The 16,398-nt window shown below is 62.1% G+C and carries 17 protein-coding genes; 11 read left to right on the top strand and 6 right to left on the bottom strand.

What is annotated here, in order from left to right; translation table 11 throughout:
* Positions 1-21: 21 nt before the first annotated feature.
* Positions 22-402 (bottom strand): 4a-hydroxytetrahydrobiopterin dehydratase, encoded by a 381-nt coding sequence (locus tag ACSQ3L_RS07990; RefSeq protein WP_436159450.1) that lies wholly within the window; start codon positions 400-402, stop codon positions 22-24.
* Positions 403-559: 157 nt separating this feature from the next.
* On the opposite strand from ACSQ3L_RS07990, the gene ACSQ3L_RS07985 reads away from it, so the two are divergent.
* From ACSQ3L_RS07985 to fae, 7 genes are all read left to right on the top strand, one after another.
* Positions 560-1,528, top strand: coding sequence for a beta-ribofuranosylaminobenzene 5'-phosphate synthase family protein (locus tag ACSQ3L_RS07985; protein ID WP_436159449.1), 969 nt, complete (start codon positions 560-562; stop codon positions 1,526-1,528).
* Between the two features lie 23 nt (positions 1,529-1,551).
* Positions 1,552-2,445: an NAD(P)-dependent methylenetetrahydromethanopterin dehydrogenase gene (locus ACSQ3L_RS07980; protein ID WP_436159448.1), complete on the top strand. Its 894-nt coding sequence runs from the start codon at positions 1,552-1,554 to the stop codon at positions 2,443-2,445.
* Positions 2,435-3,553, top strand: a complete 1,119-nt coding sequence (locus tag ACSQ3L_RS07975) for an ATP-grasp domain-containing protein (protein WP_436159447.1) — start codon at positions 2,435-2,437, stop codon at positions 3,551-3,553. The genes ACSQ3L_RS07980 and ACSQ3L_RS07975 overlap by 11 nt, the downstream gene beginning before the upstream one ends.
* Positions 3,550-4,506 carry a methenyltetrahydromethanopterin cyclohydrolase gene (gene mch / locus ACSQ3L_RS07970; RefSeq protein WP_436159446.1) on the top strand — a complete coding sequence of 319 codons (957 nt, stop codon included), beginning with the start codon at positions 3,550-3,552 and terminating at the stop codon, positions 4,504-4,506. The genes ACSQ3L_RS07975 and mch overlap by 4 nt, the downstream gene beginning before the upstream one ends.
* Before the next feature lie 134 nt (positions 4,507-4,640).
* On the top strand, positions 4,641-5,588 hold the full coding sequence (locus tag ACSQ3L_RS07965; RefSeq protein ID WP_436159445.1) for an ATP-grasp domain-containing protein: 948 nt from the start codon (positions 4,641-4,643) through the stop codon (positions 5,586-5,588).
* 12 nt (positions 5,589-5,600) lie between these two features.
* Positions 5,601-6,461 (top strand): triphosphoribosyl-dephospho-CoA synthase, encoded by an 861-nt coding sequence (locus ACSQ3L_RS07960; RefSeq protein WP_436159444.1) that lies wholly within the window; start codon positions 5,601-5,603, stop codon positions 6,459-6,461.
* Positions 6,462-6,609: 148 nt separating this feature from the next.
* Positions 6,610-7,116, top strand: coding sequence for a formaldehyde-activating enzyme (gene fae / locus ACSQ3L_RS07955; RefSeq protein WP_436159443.1), 507 nt, complete (start codon positions 6,610-6,612; stop codon positions 7,114-7,116).
* 136 nt (positions 7,117-7,252) lie between these two features.
* Here the strand turns inward: fae and ACSQ3L_RS07950 are convergent, their stop codons facing one another.
* Positions 7,253-7,951 carry a HisA/HisF-related TIM barrel protein gene (locus ACSQ3L_RS07950; protein ID WP_436159442.1) on the bottom strand — a complete coding sequence of 233 codons (699 nt, stop codon included), beginning with the start codon at positions 7,949-7,951 and terminating at the stop codon, positions 7,253-7,255.
* A gap of 45 nt (positions 7,952-7,996) precedes the next feature.
* Between ACSQ3L_RS07950 and ACSQ3L_RS07945 the strand changes: the two genes are divergently transcribed.
* The gene (locus ACSQ3L_RS07945) at positions 7,997-9,034 is read left to right on the top strand and encodes a hydantoinase/oxoprolinase family protein (protein WP_436159441.1); all 1,038 of its coding nucleotides are present in this window, start codon (positions 7,997-7,999) and stop codon (positions 9,032-9,034) included.
* Between the two features lie 20 nt (positions 9,035-9,054).
* On the opposite strand, the gene ACSQ3L_RS07940 is transcribed toward ACSQ3L_RS07945, so the two are convergent.
* Genes ACSQ3L_RS07940 through ACSQ3L_RS07925 form a run of 4 tightly spaced genes read right to left on the bottom strand, consistent with a single transcriptional unit; the run spans position 9,055 to position 13,417 of the window.
* Positions 9,055-9,645, bottom strand: coding sequence for a DUF447 domain-containing protein (locus ACSQ3L_RS07940; protein WP_436159440.1), 591 nt, complete (start codon positions 9,643-9,645; stop codon positions 9,055-9,057).
* A gap of 3 nt (positions 9,646-9,648) precedes the next feature.
* Complete coding sequence (locus ACSQ3L_RS07935; RefSeq protein WP_436159439.1) at positions 9,649-11,043, bottom strand: DUF6513 domain-containing protein; 1,395 nt, start codon at positions 11,041-11,043, stop codon at positions 9,649-9,651.
* Positions 11,036-11,587 (bottom strand): flavoprotein, encoded by a 552-nt coding sequence (locus ACSQ3L_RS07930; RefSeq protein ID WP_436159438.1) that lies wholly within the window; start codon positions 11,585-11,587, stop codon positions 11,036-11,038. The genes ACSQ3L_RS07935 and ACSQ3L_RS07930 overlap by 8 nt, the downstream gene beginning before the upstream one ends.
* 3 nt (positions 11,588-11,590) lie before the next feature.
* A complete protein-coding gene (locus ACSQ3L_RS07925) occupies positions 11,591-13,417 on the bottom strand; it encodes a (5-formylfuran-3-yl)methyl phosphate synthase (protein ID WP_436159437.1) in 1,827 nt (608 codons plus the stop codon).
* Positions 13,418-13,697: 280 nt separating this feature from the next.
* Here ACSQ3L_RS07925 and ACSQ3L_RS07920 point away from each other — a divergent pair, with 280 nt between their 5' ends.
* The 3 genes from ACSQ3L_RS07920 to ACSQ3L_RS07910 are packed head-to-tail and all read left to right on the top strand — an operon-like array spanning position 13,698 to position 16,394.
* Positions 13,698-14,927, top strand: a complete 1,230-nt coding sequence (locus ACSQ3L_RS07920) for an ABC transporter substrate-binding protein (protein WP_436159436.1) — start codon at positions 13,698-13,700, stop codon at positions 14,925-14,927.
* Between the two features lie 21 nt (positions 14,928-14,948).
* Entirely contained in the window at positions 14,949-15,920 is a 972-nt protein-coding gene (locus tag ACSQ3L_RS07915) for a YVTN family beta-propeller repeat protein (protein ID WP_436159435.1), read from the top strand.
* A gap of 33 nt (positions 15,921-15,953) precedes the next feature.
* Positions 15,954-16,394, top strand: coding sequence for a hypothetical protein (locus ACSQ3L_RS07910; protein WP_436159434.1), 441 nt, complete (start codon positions 15,954-15,956; stop codon positions 16,392-16,394).
* The last annotated feature ends 4 nt before the right edge of the window (positions 16,395-16,398 follow it).

The raw sequence follows: 16,398 nt of genomic DNA, 5'->3' as shown, positions 1-16,398 counted from the left end.
ATCAACAAATTCCGACCACGCTTAATCATATTTGATGTAAGCGAAGCGTTGATCGGTCGGCGGAGTGCCCTCCAGTGCCCCACCTTCCTTGGCCGGCTGCCACTGAACGACGTCCTCGATCTTTTTCGCCAACTCGAAATCCTTGTCGGTGATGCCCTTGGCCGCGTGGTTCATCAGGCGCACCTCGACCCAGGCATAGGAGGCAGTGATATCGGGATGGTGCCACGCCGCCTCGGCGAGATGGCCAACCGTGTTGATGACCATCAGCGTCGATTTCCAGCTATGGGTCTTGTATTTGCGCCGGATCCAGCCGTTTTCGTAGCGCCATTTCGGCAGCTCCTTCTCAAGCCGGTCGGCAATCTCGGCTTCCGAATAGACCTTTTCCTTGACTGTCTCACTCATCTCGACCTCCCCGAATTGCTCGGTCTGTCCACACGCCAGGCCAAAGCCGAAACATGAATGCATTCTCTTTGGCTTGCCCCGTCGACGAAAACAGTTATCATGGTACCGGGCACCTAAACTTCCATGATGCATCCATGATGCACCCATCGGGGGGCAGATGTCGAATTCTGTTACCATACGAGTGCCCGCTCGCCTGCACCTTGGCTTCCTCGATCTGAATGGTGATGCCGGACGTCGGTTCGGCAGCGTCGGACTTCCGCTGAGTGAACCCGAAACCGTTGTCACCCTGTCGCGATCCGGCGAGACCATCGTCGAAGGCTCCGAGAGCGCTCGCGCCAGCGAACACCTGTCGACGCTCTGCAGGCATCTCGGCATTCGCGGCCAGCACCATCTGGTGGTCGAACAGTCGATCCCCAGTCATGCGGGTCTGGGGTCCGGCACGCAGATCGCCCTTGCCGTCGCTTCGGCGTTGCGCACGCTCCACAACCTGCCCCTCGATATCGCCGGCGATGCGAGCCTGCTAGAGCGGGGCGGCCGGTCCGGCATTGGCATCGCAAGTTTCGAAGACGGCGGCGTGATTGTCGACGCAGGCAAGCACGATCGTGGCGGGCCGCCTCCGGTCGTCGCGCGGCTGCCGTTTCCCGAAGAATGGCGCGTCATCCTCATCCTCGACCATTCCGGGCACGGACTGCATGGCGATGCCGAGGTCGCGGCGTTTCGTTCACTGCCACCCTTCCCGGCGGCAGGCAGTGGAGAGATCTGCCGGAGGGTGCTGATGGGCGTCATGCCGGCTCTGGTCGAGCGCGACCTTCCGGCATTCGGCGCCGCCGTCACCGCGATCCAGATGCTGATCGGCAGCCATTTCGCCCCGGCGCAAGGCGGCGTGTTCACGTCCAAGCGGGTCGAGATGGTCGCCCATGGTCTCAACGAAGCCGGTGCCGTCGGCATCGGCCAGAGCTCATGGGGTCCGACAGGCTTTGCCTTCGCACCGTCGCACGAGGCCGCAGCCAAGTTCGTCGGCGCGGTTCAGCAGACAGCGCAAGACGGCATCGAGATCAAGATTGTCAAAGGCAGGAATTCCGGCGCGAAGATCAGTTCGACCAGACTTGATCTCGTCGGCAGCTGACGCTTCAAGCAGAAAGGCGAGAAATGGCCCGCAAACATATCCTGCACATGCTGACGCCGTTGAAGCATATGAGCCCCTTTGACGTGAACATGGCGCTCGACGCAGGCTTCGATGCCGTCGTCCCCTATGTCGATGTAGCCCTCGGCGAAGTGACAGACCTGGTGCAGGACGCGATCTTTTCGCGCCCGCCGGATGCGGGCGTCGATACCGCCATCTTCATCGCCGGGAAGGATGCCCCGTTGGCGCTCGACATGTTCGATGCCGCGAAGAAGGCGATGGTGCCGCCTTTCCAGGTTTCGGTATTTGCCGATCCGGCCGGCTCGTTCACCACAGCCGCGGCGATGGTGGCCAAGGTCGAAAAGGCGCTGGAGAAGAAATTCGAGCGCACGCTGAGGGACACCAAGGTGGCTGTTTTCGGCGCCACCGGCGTGGTCGGCTTCTGCACCGCCGTCATCGCGGCAGGGGAAGGCGCCCGGGTCACGCTTGTCGGCCATGACGGCATTGAAAGGGTCAAGCAGATCGCGGCCGAGATCAAAAGCAGATTCAAGATCGCCGTCGATGCGGCTGACGGATCGAGCGACGCTCGCAAGACAAAGCTGGTCGAGGCGAATGAAGTGATCCTTGCTTGCGCCAAGGCCGGCGTCCAAGTGGTCTCAAAAGCCCAGTTGAAAGGCGATGGCCTACTTATAGCCGCCGACGTCAATGCGGTTCCGCCGGCCGGCATCGAAGGATTGGCCGTCAATGCCAATGGCGATCCGCTCGAAGCGGCAAAAGCTGTCGGCATTGGTCCGCTTGCCATCGGCAACGTCAAATATAAGGTCGAATTCGGCCTCTTCAAAAAAATGATCGAATCCGAAAAAACGATCACGCTCGATTTTCAGGAAGCGTTTTCCCTTGCACGCGAGATTGCCAAGTAACGCCGAATCTCTCCTGATCGCGGCGATTTCAGGCCGGGCGCTGGCTGCCGCCGCCCGTCGCGCCGGCTATCGTCCGCTGGTCGCCGATTTCTTTCGCGATACCGACACGGTCGCGCTCGCTGAACGCACGACGATGCTGCCGGGGGACCTGCAAGGCGGTATCGACGACGAGCGCATTGTGGAGACGCTTCGGTGCTTGGCTGGTAAAGACCAGCCGGTCGCCGTCGTCCTGGGCTCAGGCTTTGAGCGGATGCCGGAGACCGTGGATGAGATCGCGCGCCACTTTCCGCTTGCCGGCAATCGCGGCGCGGCGATCAGCAGGATCAAGGACCCTCAATTGCTGGCCGCTGATTGCGCCGAACTCGGCATCCCGCATCCGGAATTCCGGTGGGATCGGCCGCCTGAGCCGGAGAACTGGGTGGCAAAGACCGCGGGTGGCGCAGGTGGCGGGCATATCAGACGAGCAGCCGGAGAGAGCCAGACCACCGGCCGCTATTTCCAGCGCTTCGTTGCCGGACGCAGCATCTCGGCCTTGTTCGTCGGTGACGGCCAGACCGCGCGCATCGTCGGCTTCAGCCAACAATGGACGTCGCCGGCCTCCGCGGCGCCCTATCGCTATGGCGGCGCGGTGCGGTTGCGACGCTTCGATCGCAGGCAGGCGGCGATGATCGGCGCTTGGCTTTCAAGTCTGACACGACGCGCCGGCCTGGTTGGATTGTGCAGCGCCGATCTCATTCGCGGACCGGATGGCTACACGCTCATCGAGATCAATCCGAGGCCAGGCGCAACGCTGGACATTTTTGACGATGCCGACGCGCCGCTGATCGAAGCACATCTGCGCGCCGCGATGGGTCAGGCTTACCGCTTGCCGCGCTTCGTCGATTCGATGGCGTCGATGGTGACCTATGCCTCGACGCCAATCGCCCGCTTCCCGTCGATTGCCTGGCCTGAATGGACTGCGGACCATCAGTCGCCCGGCACGCGTCTGATTCCCGGCGACCCTGTCTGCACCGTCTTCGCGCGCGGCCCGAGCGCGCAGTCGACCAGGCGGCTCATCAAGGGACAAGCCAGCCAGTTGCAACTCCAATGGGAAGGAGCCCGGACATGAAAGACGGTTCGGCATTCCTGAACGACAATGCACAGCGCATTGTCGACGGCATGATCGGCGACGCCGAACGCCTGCGTATCGTCGTTTCCAAGGGGCCATTGGGCGAGCGCCTGATCGATGCCGGCGCCAAGACCGCCGGCAGCGTCGAGGCCGGACTGCGCATGGCGGAGGCTGCGATGGGCGGTCTCGGCAGCGTTTCGGTGTTTATGGATCGCGCGGAGCAGAAATGGCCGTTCACCGTCGAAGTGCGATCTTCCCAGCCGGTGCTGGCCTGCCTGGGCAGCCAATATGCCGGCTGGAACCTGTCTGCCCAGGACTATTTCGCCATGGGGTCGGGACCGGCACGGGCACTCGCCCGCGTCGAACCGTTGTTCGAAGCGCTTTCCTATAGAGACACCGCATCATCCGCCGTGCTTATCCTGGAGACGGGCGAACCGCCTCCCCGAGCGATCGTTGAGAAAGTGGGCAAGGCAACCGGACTGGCAACCGAAAAGCTCACCTTCCTCTATGCGCCGACACAGAGCCTTGCCGGCGGCGTGCAGATCGTTGCGCGAGCGCTCGAGGTTGCCTTGCACAAGATCAACGATCTCAAATTTCCGCTGGAGAACGTTGTCGACGGCATCGGAGCGGCGCCGATCCCCGCCCCCCATCCGGATTTCCTGACCGCCATGGGCAGAACCAATGACGCCATCATCTATGGCGGCAGCGTGCAGCTCTTCGTAAAAGGATCGGCGAAAGAGGCGAGCAAACTCGCGGAGAAACTTCCGAGCAGCGCCTCACGGGACTACGGCCAGCCCTTCGCCGATATCTTCACGCGGTTCAAGGGCGATTTCTATGCAATCGACCCACTGTTGTTCAGCCCGGCCGAAGTGATCGTGACAGCGATCGAAACCGGCGATACTTTTCGCGCCGGTCGGCGTGACCCGAAGATGCTCGAACGGAGCCTCGGTTAGAGCATGGCGGCGCAGAGGGATTCGTCTGTCACCCGCCTGCCCGACGGCTGCATTGCGTTCAGCCCCGCTTTGGACGCGACAACGCGGACGCGGAACCGCTCGCGCCTCCGACATTTGCGTATCCGAGGCGCCATATGATTCCTCGCATCCTAATCGTCGGCGACAATTCGGAAGCCAGCTCCAAGAGCCTGGCGGCGAGGCTTGGTCGGCGGGGCGCGATGGTTGCGACCGTGCCGCTGGCGGCGATCGCATTCGACACCGGCAGCCCTAGCGGACTTTCGATCCCCGGCTTCGGCGGCACGCTGCCCGAAGCCGTGCTCGTCCGTTCGATCGCCGCCGGATCGTTCGAAGCGATCACCCGGCGGCTCGGCGTGCTGCACGCGCTGAGCAAGCTGTCGGTTGCTGTGTGGAATTCCGCGCAGGCGATCGAACGCTGCGTCGACAAGTCGATGACGACATTCCTCCTGAAAAATGCCGGCCTGCCAACGCCGCCGACTTTTGCCGTCGAAGGACTTGCCGCCGCCGTGGAGATCGCGGCGCAAGAGCTCTCGCGAGGACCGCTGGTGTTGAAACCATTGTTTGGGGCGCAAGGCCGCGGGATAAGGCTGATCCGTACGCTCTCCGACCTGCCGGCCGCAGACGAGGTGAACAGCGTCTACTACCTCCAGCATTATGTGCCGCGCGCCGGTCCGCCTTTCCGCGATTTCCGCGTTTTTGTCTGCGCTGGCGAGACCGTGGCGATGATGAGCCGCAGCAGTGACGACTGGATCACGAACGTCAACCGGGGTGGCGTGCCAGAGCAGGTTTCGGGACATGGCAAAGCAGAACTGGCGGCGCTGGCTATCGCCGCGTCAGCCGCCGTCGGCGCGGATTTTGCCGGCGTGGACATTGTGCGGACCGACGATGGCAGCCTGTTCGTACTCGAAGTGAACAGCATGCCTGCCTGGTCTGGGCTGCAATCCGTGGTCGCTGTGAACGTCGCCGAAGCCATCGCCGACGCCTTGCTGAAATTCCTGATCGACCGCACCGAAGCGACCGCCGCGCCGCGGCCCTTCCGCTTCACCGCGCCGGCGAATTCGTGACGGGCCGGTAAGATGGCGTTTTCGCGTGAACGCCTCCGGGCTATCTACGAGGATGCCTGCAGGATGGAGATCGAAGCCCTGAAACCGGGCAACGTCCATCTGTTCGCCGAGGGGCACGGCATGTCCGCCGCCCAGTTCATGATGAGTGCGCAGGTTTCGTCTGGGCCGCTGACCGATCCTCGCCTGCCGGTCGGACAGCGCATGTTGGAGGCGGTGCGCGCGACACGTCTGGCTGTCGCAACCAATACCAATCTCGGCATCATCCTTCTGTCGGGACCTCTGATATGCGCCGCGGAAATGACGGGAGGTAGCCTGCAGGATAATCTCGGCTTGCTGCTGCGCGCGTTGAGCATGGAGGATACCAAGGCAGTGTTCGAGGCGATCGTCATAGCCGCGCCAGGCGGCCTCGGAGAGGCTGCGAATGATGTGCGGCAGGAGCCGAAGGTTCATCTGCTGGAAGCGATGCGGGAAGCTGCCGACCGCGACATGATTGCCCGCCAGTATGGCACCTGTTTCGGTGACGTGTTCGGGGTCGGGCTCGCGGCGCTGGATGGAGCATTGGCACGTGGAGAAGGCGGCATGTGGCCGACCATATTCGTCTACATGGCGTTTCTCGCTGGTTTCCCCGACAGCCATGTGATGCGCAAGCATGGCGTTGAGGCTGCAAATCAGGCGCGGCAGGAAGCCCTTGCCGTTCAGGCGGCGCTCCATGCCGACGGCGACGAGCCGTCACGCATCCGTCTGCTTATGGAGTTCGACCGCCGGCTGAAGGCGGACAACATCAACCCCGGCACCTCGGCCGACCTCACCGTGGCTACTCTTTTAGTCCACACCCTCGCGCTCACCTTGCATAATCGCGGCGTTGGTGCTTGACTTCCAAAAGCGGAAGCTGTGCTTCCGCGGCTATCTAGCCAACCGGTCCGGACAATCCGGGCGCTGCCAACAAGGATAGCTGTCCATCGAGCGCCTGCTCGGTTGCAGCGTCCGTGGACATAATAATTGTGTCTTGGAGGAAATTGGCATGGCAAAAATCTCGAAGGTTATGGTCGGTGAATCGCTGGTGGGGGACGGCAACGAAGTCGCGCATGTCGACCTGCTCATCGGCCCGCGGGGGAGCGCGGTCGAAACGGCATTTTGCAACGCGCTTACCAACAACAAGGACGGCTTTACCTCGCTTTTGGCGGTGATCGCGCCCAATCTTCAATGCAAGCCCAACACGGTGATGTTCAACAAGGTCACGATCAAGGGCGCCAAGCAGGCGGTCCAGATGTTCGGCCCGGCGCAGCACGCCGTGGCAAAGGCCGTGCAGGACAGTGTCGCGGACGGGATCATTCCGGCCAACGAAGCGGACGACATATTCATCTGCGTCGGGGTATTCATCCATTGGGACGCGGCGGACGACGCCAAGATCCAGAAATACAACTACGAGGCGACAAAGGAAGCCATCCAGCGCGCTGTTGCAGGAACCCCGACCGCCGCCGAAGCAACGGCCCAGCGCGACAAGGTCAAGCATCCGTTTGCGGCTTAGACAAGAGACAGCCCCGCACAGGAAAAACCCTCTTCTGAGACGGATGGTCTGTTGCGCCGGCTGAAAAAGGTTCTGGGCTTTTGAAGCGACACTCCCGAAGGGCGCACGCCCTTCGGGAGTTGATGAGCAACAACGATCAGGCGCCGAGTGACGCGAGGCGACCGGGTGTGAGTGTGGCGTTGTGCAATGAGGTTGCGACCAGCGCTGCGGCGACGCCCATAGCGGACAACGCGCTGATGTCGTCATCATCGCGGACGCCGCCGGCTGCGATGACGGCGCGATTCCCGGCCTTTGCCTTGACCTCCGCCAACCGCTCGAAGTCGGGGCCGGCGGCCGCGCCGACCTTGGCCAGCGTCATGACAATCACCTTTTGCGGCCAAAGCTCTGGCTCATCGAGAAGAGAACGCGGTCCGCAAAAACTATCGCCGAGGAAATCAAGGGACAGGATGAGATCGGGATGATCGCGAAAACGCCGCAGCAGCATGTCGTCCTGCTGCGATTCGGAGCCCAGAACGGGATACACCGAAGGTTCGGCAAGCGCCGCCAAAAGTGCCTTCTCGTCCGCCACGCCGGCATCGACCCAAAGCTCCGGCGGCTCCACCATCGCCCTCAGCCGGGCGAGTGCGTCACTGTTTGGCGTTCCGCCTTCGATAGCGTCAAGATCTGCGATGTAGAAGGTCGAAAAAGGATAAAGCCCACGCAGCCCTTCAGCGACCGCGACGACATCGGAACTTCGGCTGAGCGGCGTAACGATCGGCCTGTAGCGATCGCGTTTTCCTTGCTGGGCGCGAACCACCACACCGTCTTTCAGATCGAGAACCGGAATGATACGCAACGCTTTTCTCGCCGACCAACTGCCCCCGTCATGAAAGCTTGAAGCGTGGAAAAAAGAAAGGGCATCATTGCCGGTTTCGACATCGGGGGCGCGCATCTGAAGGTGACGCGCGCCCAAGGCGGCCGCATCGTCGAGGCGGTAACGATTGCCACGCCGCTTTGGCAAGGGCTGCACAACCTTGCCTCGGCCCTCGACGAAGCGGCTCCGATCTACGCGGACGCCGATCTCAACGCATTCACCATGACAGGCGAACTGTCGGACATCTTTCCGTCCCGCGATATCGGCGTGGCGGCGCTGCTGGCTCAGATTTCCACCCGTTTTCCCACTGGTGAAAAGCTGGTCTATGCCGGACCATCCGGCTTCGTCGGGGTCGAGCAGGCAGCGCGGCTAAGCGCCGACGTGGCTTCCGCCAATTGGCACGCGACAGCCTCGTTGGTGGCAAAACTTACCGGCAATGCCCTGTTCGTCGACATGGGCTCCACCACCACCGACATTATCGCCATCAAGAACAGCGCCGTAGCCAATGACGGCTACACCGATGCCGGACGGCTTCTAACCGGCGAATTGGTCTATACCGGCTTTACCAGGACATTCCTGTTCGGCGTAGCCTCGTCGGCTCCCGTTCATGGCAGGCTAACGCCGCTGATGAACGAGTATTTCGCCTCGATCGCCGACGCGCATCGGATCCTGGGCGTGCTCGACGAGGAGGACGACATGCACCCTCCCGCCGACGGCAAGGAAAAGACCGTGGACGGCTCGGTCGCGCGGCTGGCGCGTATGGTCGGGCGCGACGCCACCGACCTGACGTCGCAGGAATGGGGTGAAGTCGCGCGCTGGTTCAGTGAGCAGCAGCTGCGCAAGGTGCACGACGCAGCGTCGCTGGTTGCCGGAATCCTGGCTCGGGATGTCCCGATCGTCGGCGCCGGGATCGGTCGCTGGCAGATCAGGCGGCTGGCCGAACGCATGGACCGCGGCTTCGTCGATTTCGCCGACATAATCCCCGTAAATGACGCCGTTCGCGGGCAAGCGAGCAGCGCGGCACCCGCGACAGCGGTGGCGCTTTTGGCGGGATATCCGTTGTAAGCAAGGTGCGGCGTTCGCGCTTATGCTCGCGCGTCCTCGCTACCGGAACCTTTGGCAGTCAAGTGATCGCTGACACGCTGCATCAGCCAGCCCCAAGCTTCCTTTTCGCTCTCGCCTGCTGTCTTTTCGATGGCGATCGAAAGGTAGGCGATTTCCGCCTCGATCTTGTCGCGCGGCAGCATGCCGAGCCGGCTGACCAGGATGGCCAGTTCCAGCACGGCCGCCTTGGCTCGATTGAGGCCGGTGAAGGGCGCAAGTGTTTCCTCCCGCACCACGCGGCAGAAATGGCGGGGACGCACGCCATTGTCGTCGACCGCTTGGACTTCGAGGCTCGAATACGCCAGCGCCGCCTCGAGCCGCGGCACCGGAAACCCGTCAACCGGAACGGTTGGCCAATGCTTGCGGCCTGTCAGGCAGCCGGCAAAGATACGTACGTCGTCGGTATAATTGGCGATGGCGAACGGCACTTCGGCGAGATTGTCGAGCGTGACCGACGGCCGGAACGGCGCAATCACCCAGCCGTCATTCTCGGCGATGATGCCGATCGGCGCGATGTGGACATCGCCTGCCCTATTAACCGTGGTGATGATCGATTCGCGAATGTAGGGCATGGTCTAGCGCTCTTTCTTCGCGCGAAGCGTCTCGCCCGGCTCGGCAAGACGGGTACGGTCGGTTTCGGGAGCCGGCGCGGCCACGCCCCATGCGAGCGGCTCGTCCTGAACATAGCGCTTGCCGAGGCGCCACGCGATCTCCGCCTTCATCAGCTCCGCGCCAAGATAAAAGGCGTGCGCGCCGTCGGTCTCCACGCCGAGTCCGGAAAAGAGTTCGAAGGCATCTGTGCCAACCGCATGCCCTTTGCCATTGAAAACATGGATGCCGTCCTGCGCTGCCGCGATCCGGAAGTTGGCGTCGCGCACCTCGGCCGCCAATGCATCGATATCGTCGGTCGAGGCGGTGAAAGGCTTGCGATCGTGTATCTGCAACAGCCCTGGGTGGTAGCCGCGCGGCAACGCGTCATCAGTGCGAGCAGCCAACATGACGCGGCGGGCAATATCGTGCTCCTCGATCGTCCGCACTGTGTGTGGGCTGACATGCACGGCCAGCACGTTTCGGATCCGAAGTTCCGAGCAAATCCCCGTTAGAACGGCTGTAATGCCGGAACTGTCGGCGTCGGTCAGTTCGGTGAGATTGCCGGTACCCATCAGCAATTCGACGTCCGGCCAGCGGCGGCGCGCCTCGATGAAGCGCCCGAGTGAAACGGCGAAGCCGAAATGGATCGGGTCGAGCACAGGATCGGCAATGAAGGCGACGCCGGCCTTTTGCGCCGCTTCGATAGCCCTGCCGAGCGAATTCAGATCGCCGGGGGTGGACGGTATCAACACCGCCGTAGCCCTATGGTCGAAGATCAACGGCAGCGTGTTCTCATCAAGGCTGAGAAGATAGTCCGCGCCGGCGCGCGCACCGATCGACAGTTCGTCCGCACTAGCCGAATCGACGCTGACCAAGAATCCCTGTGCCTTGAGCTCTCGCACAGCCTCCGCCAGCGACGGAAACGGCGTCTCCGGCAGGCAGCCTAGATCGATGACATCGGCGCCGGCCGCGGCAAGCGTCCCCGCCCTCGCCACCAGCGCCTCGACCGACAGCATCGGCGCGTCGACGATCTCGGCGAAGATGCGCATGTCGTGACGGGTAAGGTCGGGCGGCTGGCCCGCCCGGCCGAGAAAGGCCGGCAGGTCGGCGATCTCGTCGGGGCCGCGCACAAATGGCACGCCGAAATGGCCTGACAGGTGCTCGATGGTTCCCCGATAGCGCCCGGGCAGGATGACGCGGTCGACGACGTCAGGCAGAACGAAACGCCGCCTGATGATTTCCTCGGTCATCAGGGCGGCGACCTTGACGCCGATGTCGATCACCTCCCATGAAAACTCCGTCTTGCCCAGACCGGATAGCAGCTTTTCCAGCCGCGCCCTGGCCAGATGTCCGGTGAGGAAGATCAGCCGCTCAGCCATGGCCGGACAGCTCGACCCGGCGTCCTTGAATCGCCGCGTTAAGCTCCGCGAGCGATTCGACAACGTGGGTCCTTTCGAACCCTTTCAGCCGCTCGGTGTTTTCCAGGTCGATCCTGCGCGGATAGACTGTGACCAGGCCATGCGGCGCCATGGTTTCAAGTTCAGGCGCCGTGTCGCAAGCAAAGACGATGGCAGGAACACGGCACTTTCCCGCTTGGGCAAAGACATTGGTGGCGAGCGTGTCGGAAATGCCGTGCACGCATTTGGCGACCGTGTTGGAAGTGGCCGGCGCCACCACGACCGTGTGATAGACACCGTGATAGAATTCGCCGACCGGGATCGCGCTCGCGGTCTTGTCGTGCAGCACGCGCGTCGTCACCGGAAAATCAAGCTCGAGCTTGTACATGCGCAGCACTTCGTTGGCGGCTTTGGACACGAAGACATCGCAATGTTCGAGTTGGCGAACAAGGGCGAAGCTCTCTGTAAAAAAATGCCCGGAACCCGTCAGAACCCACGCCCAACGCGGTACATGCAGCTTCACCATCAACTAACCTGCCTTCTTTGCCGACCCGGCCGAAGCCACGATCCCGATGCCGGGCAGCTTGCCCGACGCGAGCAGCGCGCCGGCCTCGGCTGCATCCTTCGGACCGGCGAGACGGAAATCGACGCCATCGGGCAGCATGGCGCCAAAGCCTGGGTCGACAATGCCTCTGGCCTTCAGGCTGTCAATGGTATCGTTGTCGAAGAATGCACCCGTCTGCTTGATAAGCAGCAGCGCGCTCGCGCCCAGCTTGCCGGCAAGCCAGGCGGCCAGGGAATCGGAGGTAATCTCCCAGGAGGCCGGAACGTCCGATGCCGGCAGCGCGAGCGACGACGGCAGCCATACCGGGATCTTCCCCTCGTCCAACGCTCGCACGATCTCCTCCAGCGACCGTGCCGGCGTCAGCCTTTCGTCCCGATCGAGGATGACATGGCCGAATTGCTCCATGGCGAGGATCGCCATGGCATGTGCGGCGGTGTCGGAAAATTCCATGCGGGTCTGCGTCTCGCGCACTTGGTCGGCAAACATGCCGCCGCCGGGCACGATGACGATCGGCAGCCTGGAACCCGCCAGCGCTGCGATCCAGCTCTTCATTTCCGCCGCATGGGCCGTGCTGCCGCCAAGCTTGACGACGGCTCGCCTGAGGACGTCGCGGCCTTCCTGACGCGGCCGCGAAACACCGCTTCGGTCTTTCCGGCCGCCAGAGCCGGAGGTAACACCGCGTCTTGCCGATTGGCGCTTGCGTTCGATCTCGACGCCAACGCCGCCAGGACCGAGCTCAAGCTTTTCCACCCGTACCGTGACGCGCACGACACGCTGGTTCTCCAGAATGTGCGCCGCCACCTGCTCGGCCAAAGCCTCGCTGAGCTGGATATGGCCCCGCGCAACGATGGTGCGAATACCATCCATGATAATGTCGTAGGAGAACACATGACGCATGTCCTCGGGATGGTCGGTGACCTGCAGAACGTCGGCGATCACATCAAAGCGCACCTTCTGAGTATGGCCATGCTCGAAGCTGTAGGCACCGATCTGGACCGGCAGAACGAAATCCCGCACGAAAATCCTGTCCGTGCCCAGCGTCGAATCGGTACCCGGCGAATAACCCCTCGCCGCCAAGAGGCGATAGTCGACGCTCGATTGACCGCCGGTCCCGGGTTGTGCCGGGATCAACTCGCGAATCTGCGAAACCGCCTCGGCGCTGATAGAGCCCGCGCGGCCGGAGTTGCCACACAGCGCCCCGCGAAAGCCGAGAAAATCGGGAGCGAAAGGCAATAGGCGCGGAATATCCGGGGTCTCCAGCGAACCGCTCAGGCCGACCATCAGGCCGAACGATTTCGATCGATCGACGAACCCCGGAATACGCTCCGGAGGCAGATGGTCGAGCAGCCGGCCCTTTCCCTTTTGCGCGGTATCAACCATCACGCCGTGGAAGCGATGCCTGCTGAATACCGGCAGAAGCTCGAAGTCCGGCGCCAAATCTGCAAAAAGCACAGCGATCAGGTTCGTTCGCGCGGCGATCGGTTCGAGCGCCTCTGCGCAGGCAGAGATGTCAGCCGATGGGAAAAACCCGATCTTGACATAATCGACGCCGGTCGCCGCGATCTCTTCGGCCTTGACGCGGATCGTTTCGGGTTCCATCGGCAGGTCGCCGCAGACCGCGCTGACCGGAGCCCGACCAGCGATGAACGAAATTGTTTTGCGGATGGTTTCCGTGGATAACGCGCCCAGCGCTCCCGCCTTCGGATCCTTCAGGTCGACGATGTCGACGCCTCCCGAAAGGGCGATCTCCGCCTCTTCGATGCCGGTGACGCTGGCCAGCATTCTGGTCATTTGAACAGTTTCTCCAGTTTGGAGGACAAGAGGATTTTACAAAGATCCCTGCGCCACGACTCGTCGGTGTTGCCACGCAAATCGACGTTGGCTGCAACCGCCGGCTTCAATGTGGCGGCGGCACGTCCGCCAAAAAGGCACGGCACCAGGGCAGACGCGGAAAGTCGTCCGATAGGGTTTGATAAATTTTGCGGGTCCGCTAAGTTGATCATGGGCACCTTGACTTGGCACCGGTCCGGCAACTGTCAGACCTTGGCGCAAGAATGGGTAATTACTATCGATGACGAGCGCGGTGCCGAGCACTCTCGCTGCCTTTTTGTGCTTTTTTTCCCTGACCGTCAACGCTTCCGACGCGATAGGCCAGGAAGCGGCGGCGAAGCCGGAAAAAAAGATAACCGAAATCAAGATAGGCTATTTGCGGGCCTACGCGCCGCAATTGACGCTTTCCATGCTCGACCTGCCGCCGCGTGATGAAGGCGTCGCCGGTGCCGATGTGGCAATCGGCGACAACAACACGACCGGAAAGTTCACCAACCAGAAATTCAGCCTCGACGTGACCGAGATCAAGCCCGGAGGCGACGCGATTCAGGCATTCGAGCAGCTGATCGCCAAAGGCGACCGCTACGTGATCGCAGACCTCTCGGCCAAACAATTGCTGTCGATCGCCGACATCGCCCGCGACAAGGGCGTGCTGATCTTCAACGTCGGCGCGACCGACGACAGCCTGCGCGAGGAGGACTGCCGCATAAACGTTTTCCACATCGCGCCGACGCGCAGCATGCTGGCCGACGCACTGGCACAGTATCTCATGGTGAAGAAATGGCCGAACTGGGTGCTGCTCTACGGTTCGCATGAGCAGGATCATCTTTACGCCGATGCGTTGCGCCGCGCTGCAACCCGTTTCGGCGGCCAGATCGTCGCCGAGAAGGAATTCAAGGATACCGGCACAGCCAGGCGTACCGACACCGGCGCAACGCAGATACAGCAGCAGATTTCCGTCTTCACGCAAGACCTGCCGGAGCATGACGTGGTGCTTGTCGCCGACGAAAGCGAGGTGTTCGGGACCTACGTGCCCTACCGTACCTGGACGCCGCGGCTGGTCGCCGGCACGGCCGGTCTGGTTGCATCGTCGTGGCATCCCGCCAGCGAGCAATGGGGCGGCATCCAGATGCAGAGCCGCTTCCTGAAGACGACGGGCCGGCGGATGCTTTCCAGGGACATGTCGGCCTGGACGGCGGTGCGGGCCGTCGGCGAGGCCACCACGCGCACCAAGGGCGACGATGCGAAAAAGATCAGCGACTACATCCGCTCGAACGATTTCTCGGTTGCCGCCTTCAAGGGACAGAAGCTGACCTTCCGCAAATGGAACCACCAGCTTCGCCAGCCGATCCTGCTCGGCGACACCAAGTCGGTCGTCTCGACATCGCCACAGGAGGGCTATCTCCACCAGGTCTCCGAACTCGACACGCTCGGTGTCGATCAGCCGGAAACGAAATGCGTTCTCAAATAGAGCCAATCGGGAGGAATTTGCGTGCAGAAACGAGCTTGCGCATTCGCCATTCTCGTGGCCGGCCTCACGGCCAGCCCGGCATCGGCCTATACGGCCTACGTTTCCAACGAGAAGGACAACACGATGACCGTCGTCGACACGGCGACGATGCAGGTGGTGAAGACCGTCGAAGTCGGCCAGAGACCTCGCGGCATCACCATCTCGCATGACGGCAAGTTCGTTTATCTATGCGCCAGTGACGACGACACGATCGAAATCATCGACACCGCGACGCTTGAAATCGTCGGCACGCTGCCATCCGGCCCTGATCCCGAATTGTTCGTGCTCTCGCCTGACGGCAAGACGCTCTATGTCGCCAATGAGGACGACAATCTCGTCACCGCTATCGACGTCGAAAGCAGGCAGGTTCTGGCCGAGATTCCGGTCGGCGTGGAACCGGAAGGCATGGGTGTCAGCCCCGATGGCAAGACCATGGTCAACACCTCGGAAACCACCAGCATGGCGCATTTCATCGACACCGGCACGCATGAGGTGACCGACAATGTGCTGGTCGACACGCGCCCGCGCTTCGCCGAATTCAAGCCCGACGGCTCACAGATCTGGGTCAGCGCAGAGGTCGGCGGCACCGTCAGCGTCATCGACAATGCCAAGCGTGAAGTGGTGAAGAAGATCCAGTTCGCGATTCAAGGCCTGCGGGCTGAAACCATCCAGCCGGTCGGCATCGCCATCAGCGCCGATGGCAAGAAAGCCTATGTCGCGCTCGGCCCGGCGAACCATGTCGCCGTGATCGATACCGATACCTATGAGGTGGAGAAATACATTCTCGTCGGCCAGCGCGTCTGGCATCTGGCCTTCACGCCCGATCAGAAAACGCTGATCACCACGAATGGCAACTCCAACGACATCACGTTCATAGACACTGCGACCGACGAGCCGGTCCAATCGCTCACCGTGGGCCAGCAGCCCTGGGGTGTGGTCATTTCGCCTAAGTAACGGACAGACATCGATCATCGGGAGGCACACGACATGAAACTTTGCCGCACGCTTGCTTTCGCCGCGCTCGCCGGATTTGTCCTTGCACCGACCGGAGCAAGGGCGGACGACGCGCCAAAGCCGTCGCGTGCCAGCAAGAACCTGCCGGAATTGATTATCGGTTCGGCCGATTCCACCTACGCCGTCAATCAGAAGGACTTCGAGCTGATCGCCGGCCAGGGCTACCGCTGGAAGATCACCTCCAAGGGCGGTTTCGAATACAAGTTCGTGACCGACCTCTTCCGCAATGTTTGGATGGACCAGATCGTCATCGACGATTTGGAGGTGCATATGGACGGCGGACCTGCCTGGCTGGAATTCGATGACGCGGGAACGATCCAGGTGCAGTTCCATACCGTTCGCCCGGGCGAATATACCTGGTCGGTTCCCGACCTCGCCGGCAAGGGCCTGAAGGGTAAGATCACGATCAAGTAAGATC

It is taken from the genome of Mesorhizobium sp. LjRoot246 (assembly GCF_964254115.1).
Taxonomy (GTDB): Bacteria; Pseudomonadota; Alphaproteobacteria; order Rhizobiales; family Rhizobiaceae; genus Mesorhizobium.
Note: the sequence above shows the minus strand (reverse complement) of the source record. Positions and strands in the feature narration are given on the sequence as shown.

What these genes read in the sequence shown, in the direction of transcription:
- ACSQ3L_RS07990 (WP_436159450.1), bottom strand. Translation starts at nt 402, where the DNA reads ATGAGTGAGACAGTCAAGGAAAAGGTCTATTCGGAAGCCGAGATTGCC.
- ACSQ3L_RS07985 (WP_436159449.1), top strand. Translation starts at nt 560, where the DNA reads ATGTCGAATTCTGTTACCATACGAGTGCCCGCTCGCCTGCACCTTGGC.
- ACSQ3L_RS07980 (WP_436159448.1), top strand. Translation starts at nt 1,552, where the DNA reads ATGGCCCGCAAACATATCCTGCACATGCTGACGCCGTTGAAGCATATG.
- mch (WP_436159446.1), top strand. Translation starts at nt 3,550, where the DNA reads ATGAAAGACGGTTCGGCATTCCTGAACGACAATGCACAGCGCATTGTC.
- ACSQ3L_RS07965 (WP_436159445.1), top strand. Translation starts at nt 4,641, where the DNA reads ATGATTCCTCGCATCCTAATCGTCGGCGACAATTCGGAAGCCAGCTCC.
- ACSQ3L_RS07960 (WP_436159444.1), top strand. Translation starts at nt 5,601, where the DNA reads ATGGCGTTTTCGCGTGAACGCCTCCGGGCTATCTACGAGGATGCCTGC.
- fae (WP_436159443.1), top strand. Translation starts at nt 6,610, where the DNA reads ATGGCAAAAATCTCGAAGGTTATGGTCGGTGAATCGCTGGTGGGGGAC.
- ACSQ3L_RS07940 (WP_436159440.1), bottom strand. Translation starts at nt 9,645, where the DNA reads ATGCCCTACATTCGCGAATCGATCATCACCACGGTTAATAGGGCAGGC.
- ACSQ3L_RS07935 (WP_436159439.1), bottom strand. Translation starts at nt 11,043, where the DNA reads ATGGCTGAGCGGCTGATCTTCCTCACCGGACATCTGGCCAGGGCGCGG.
- ACSQ3L_RS07930 (WP_436159438.1), bottom strand. Translation starts at nt 11,587, where the DNA reads ATGGTGAAGCTGCATGTACCGCGTTGGGCGTGGGTTCTGACGGGTTCC.
- ACSQ3L_RS07925 (WP_436159437.1), bottom strand. Translation starts at nt 13,417, where the DNA reads ATGACCAGAATGCTGGCCAGCGTCACCGGCATCGAAGAGGCGGAGATC.
- ACSQ3L_RS07920 (WP_436159436.1), top strand. Translation starts at nt 13,698, where the DNA reads ATGACGAGCGCGGTGCCGAGCACTCTCGCTGCCTTTTTGTGCTTTTTT.
- ACSQ3L_RS07910 (WP_436159434.1), top strand. Translation starts at nt 15,954, where the DNA reads ATGAAACTTTGCCGCACGCTTGCTTTCGCCGCGCTCGCCGGATTTGTC.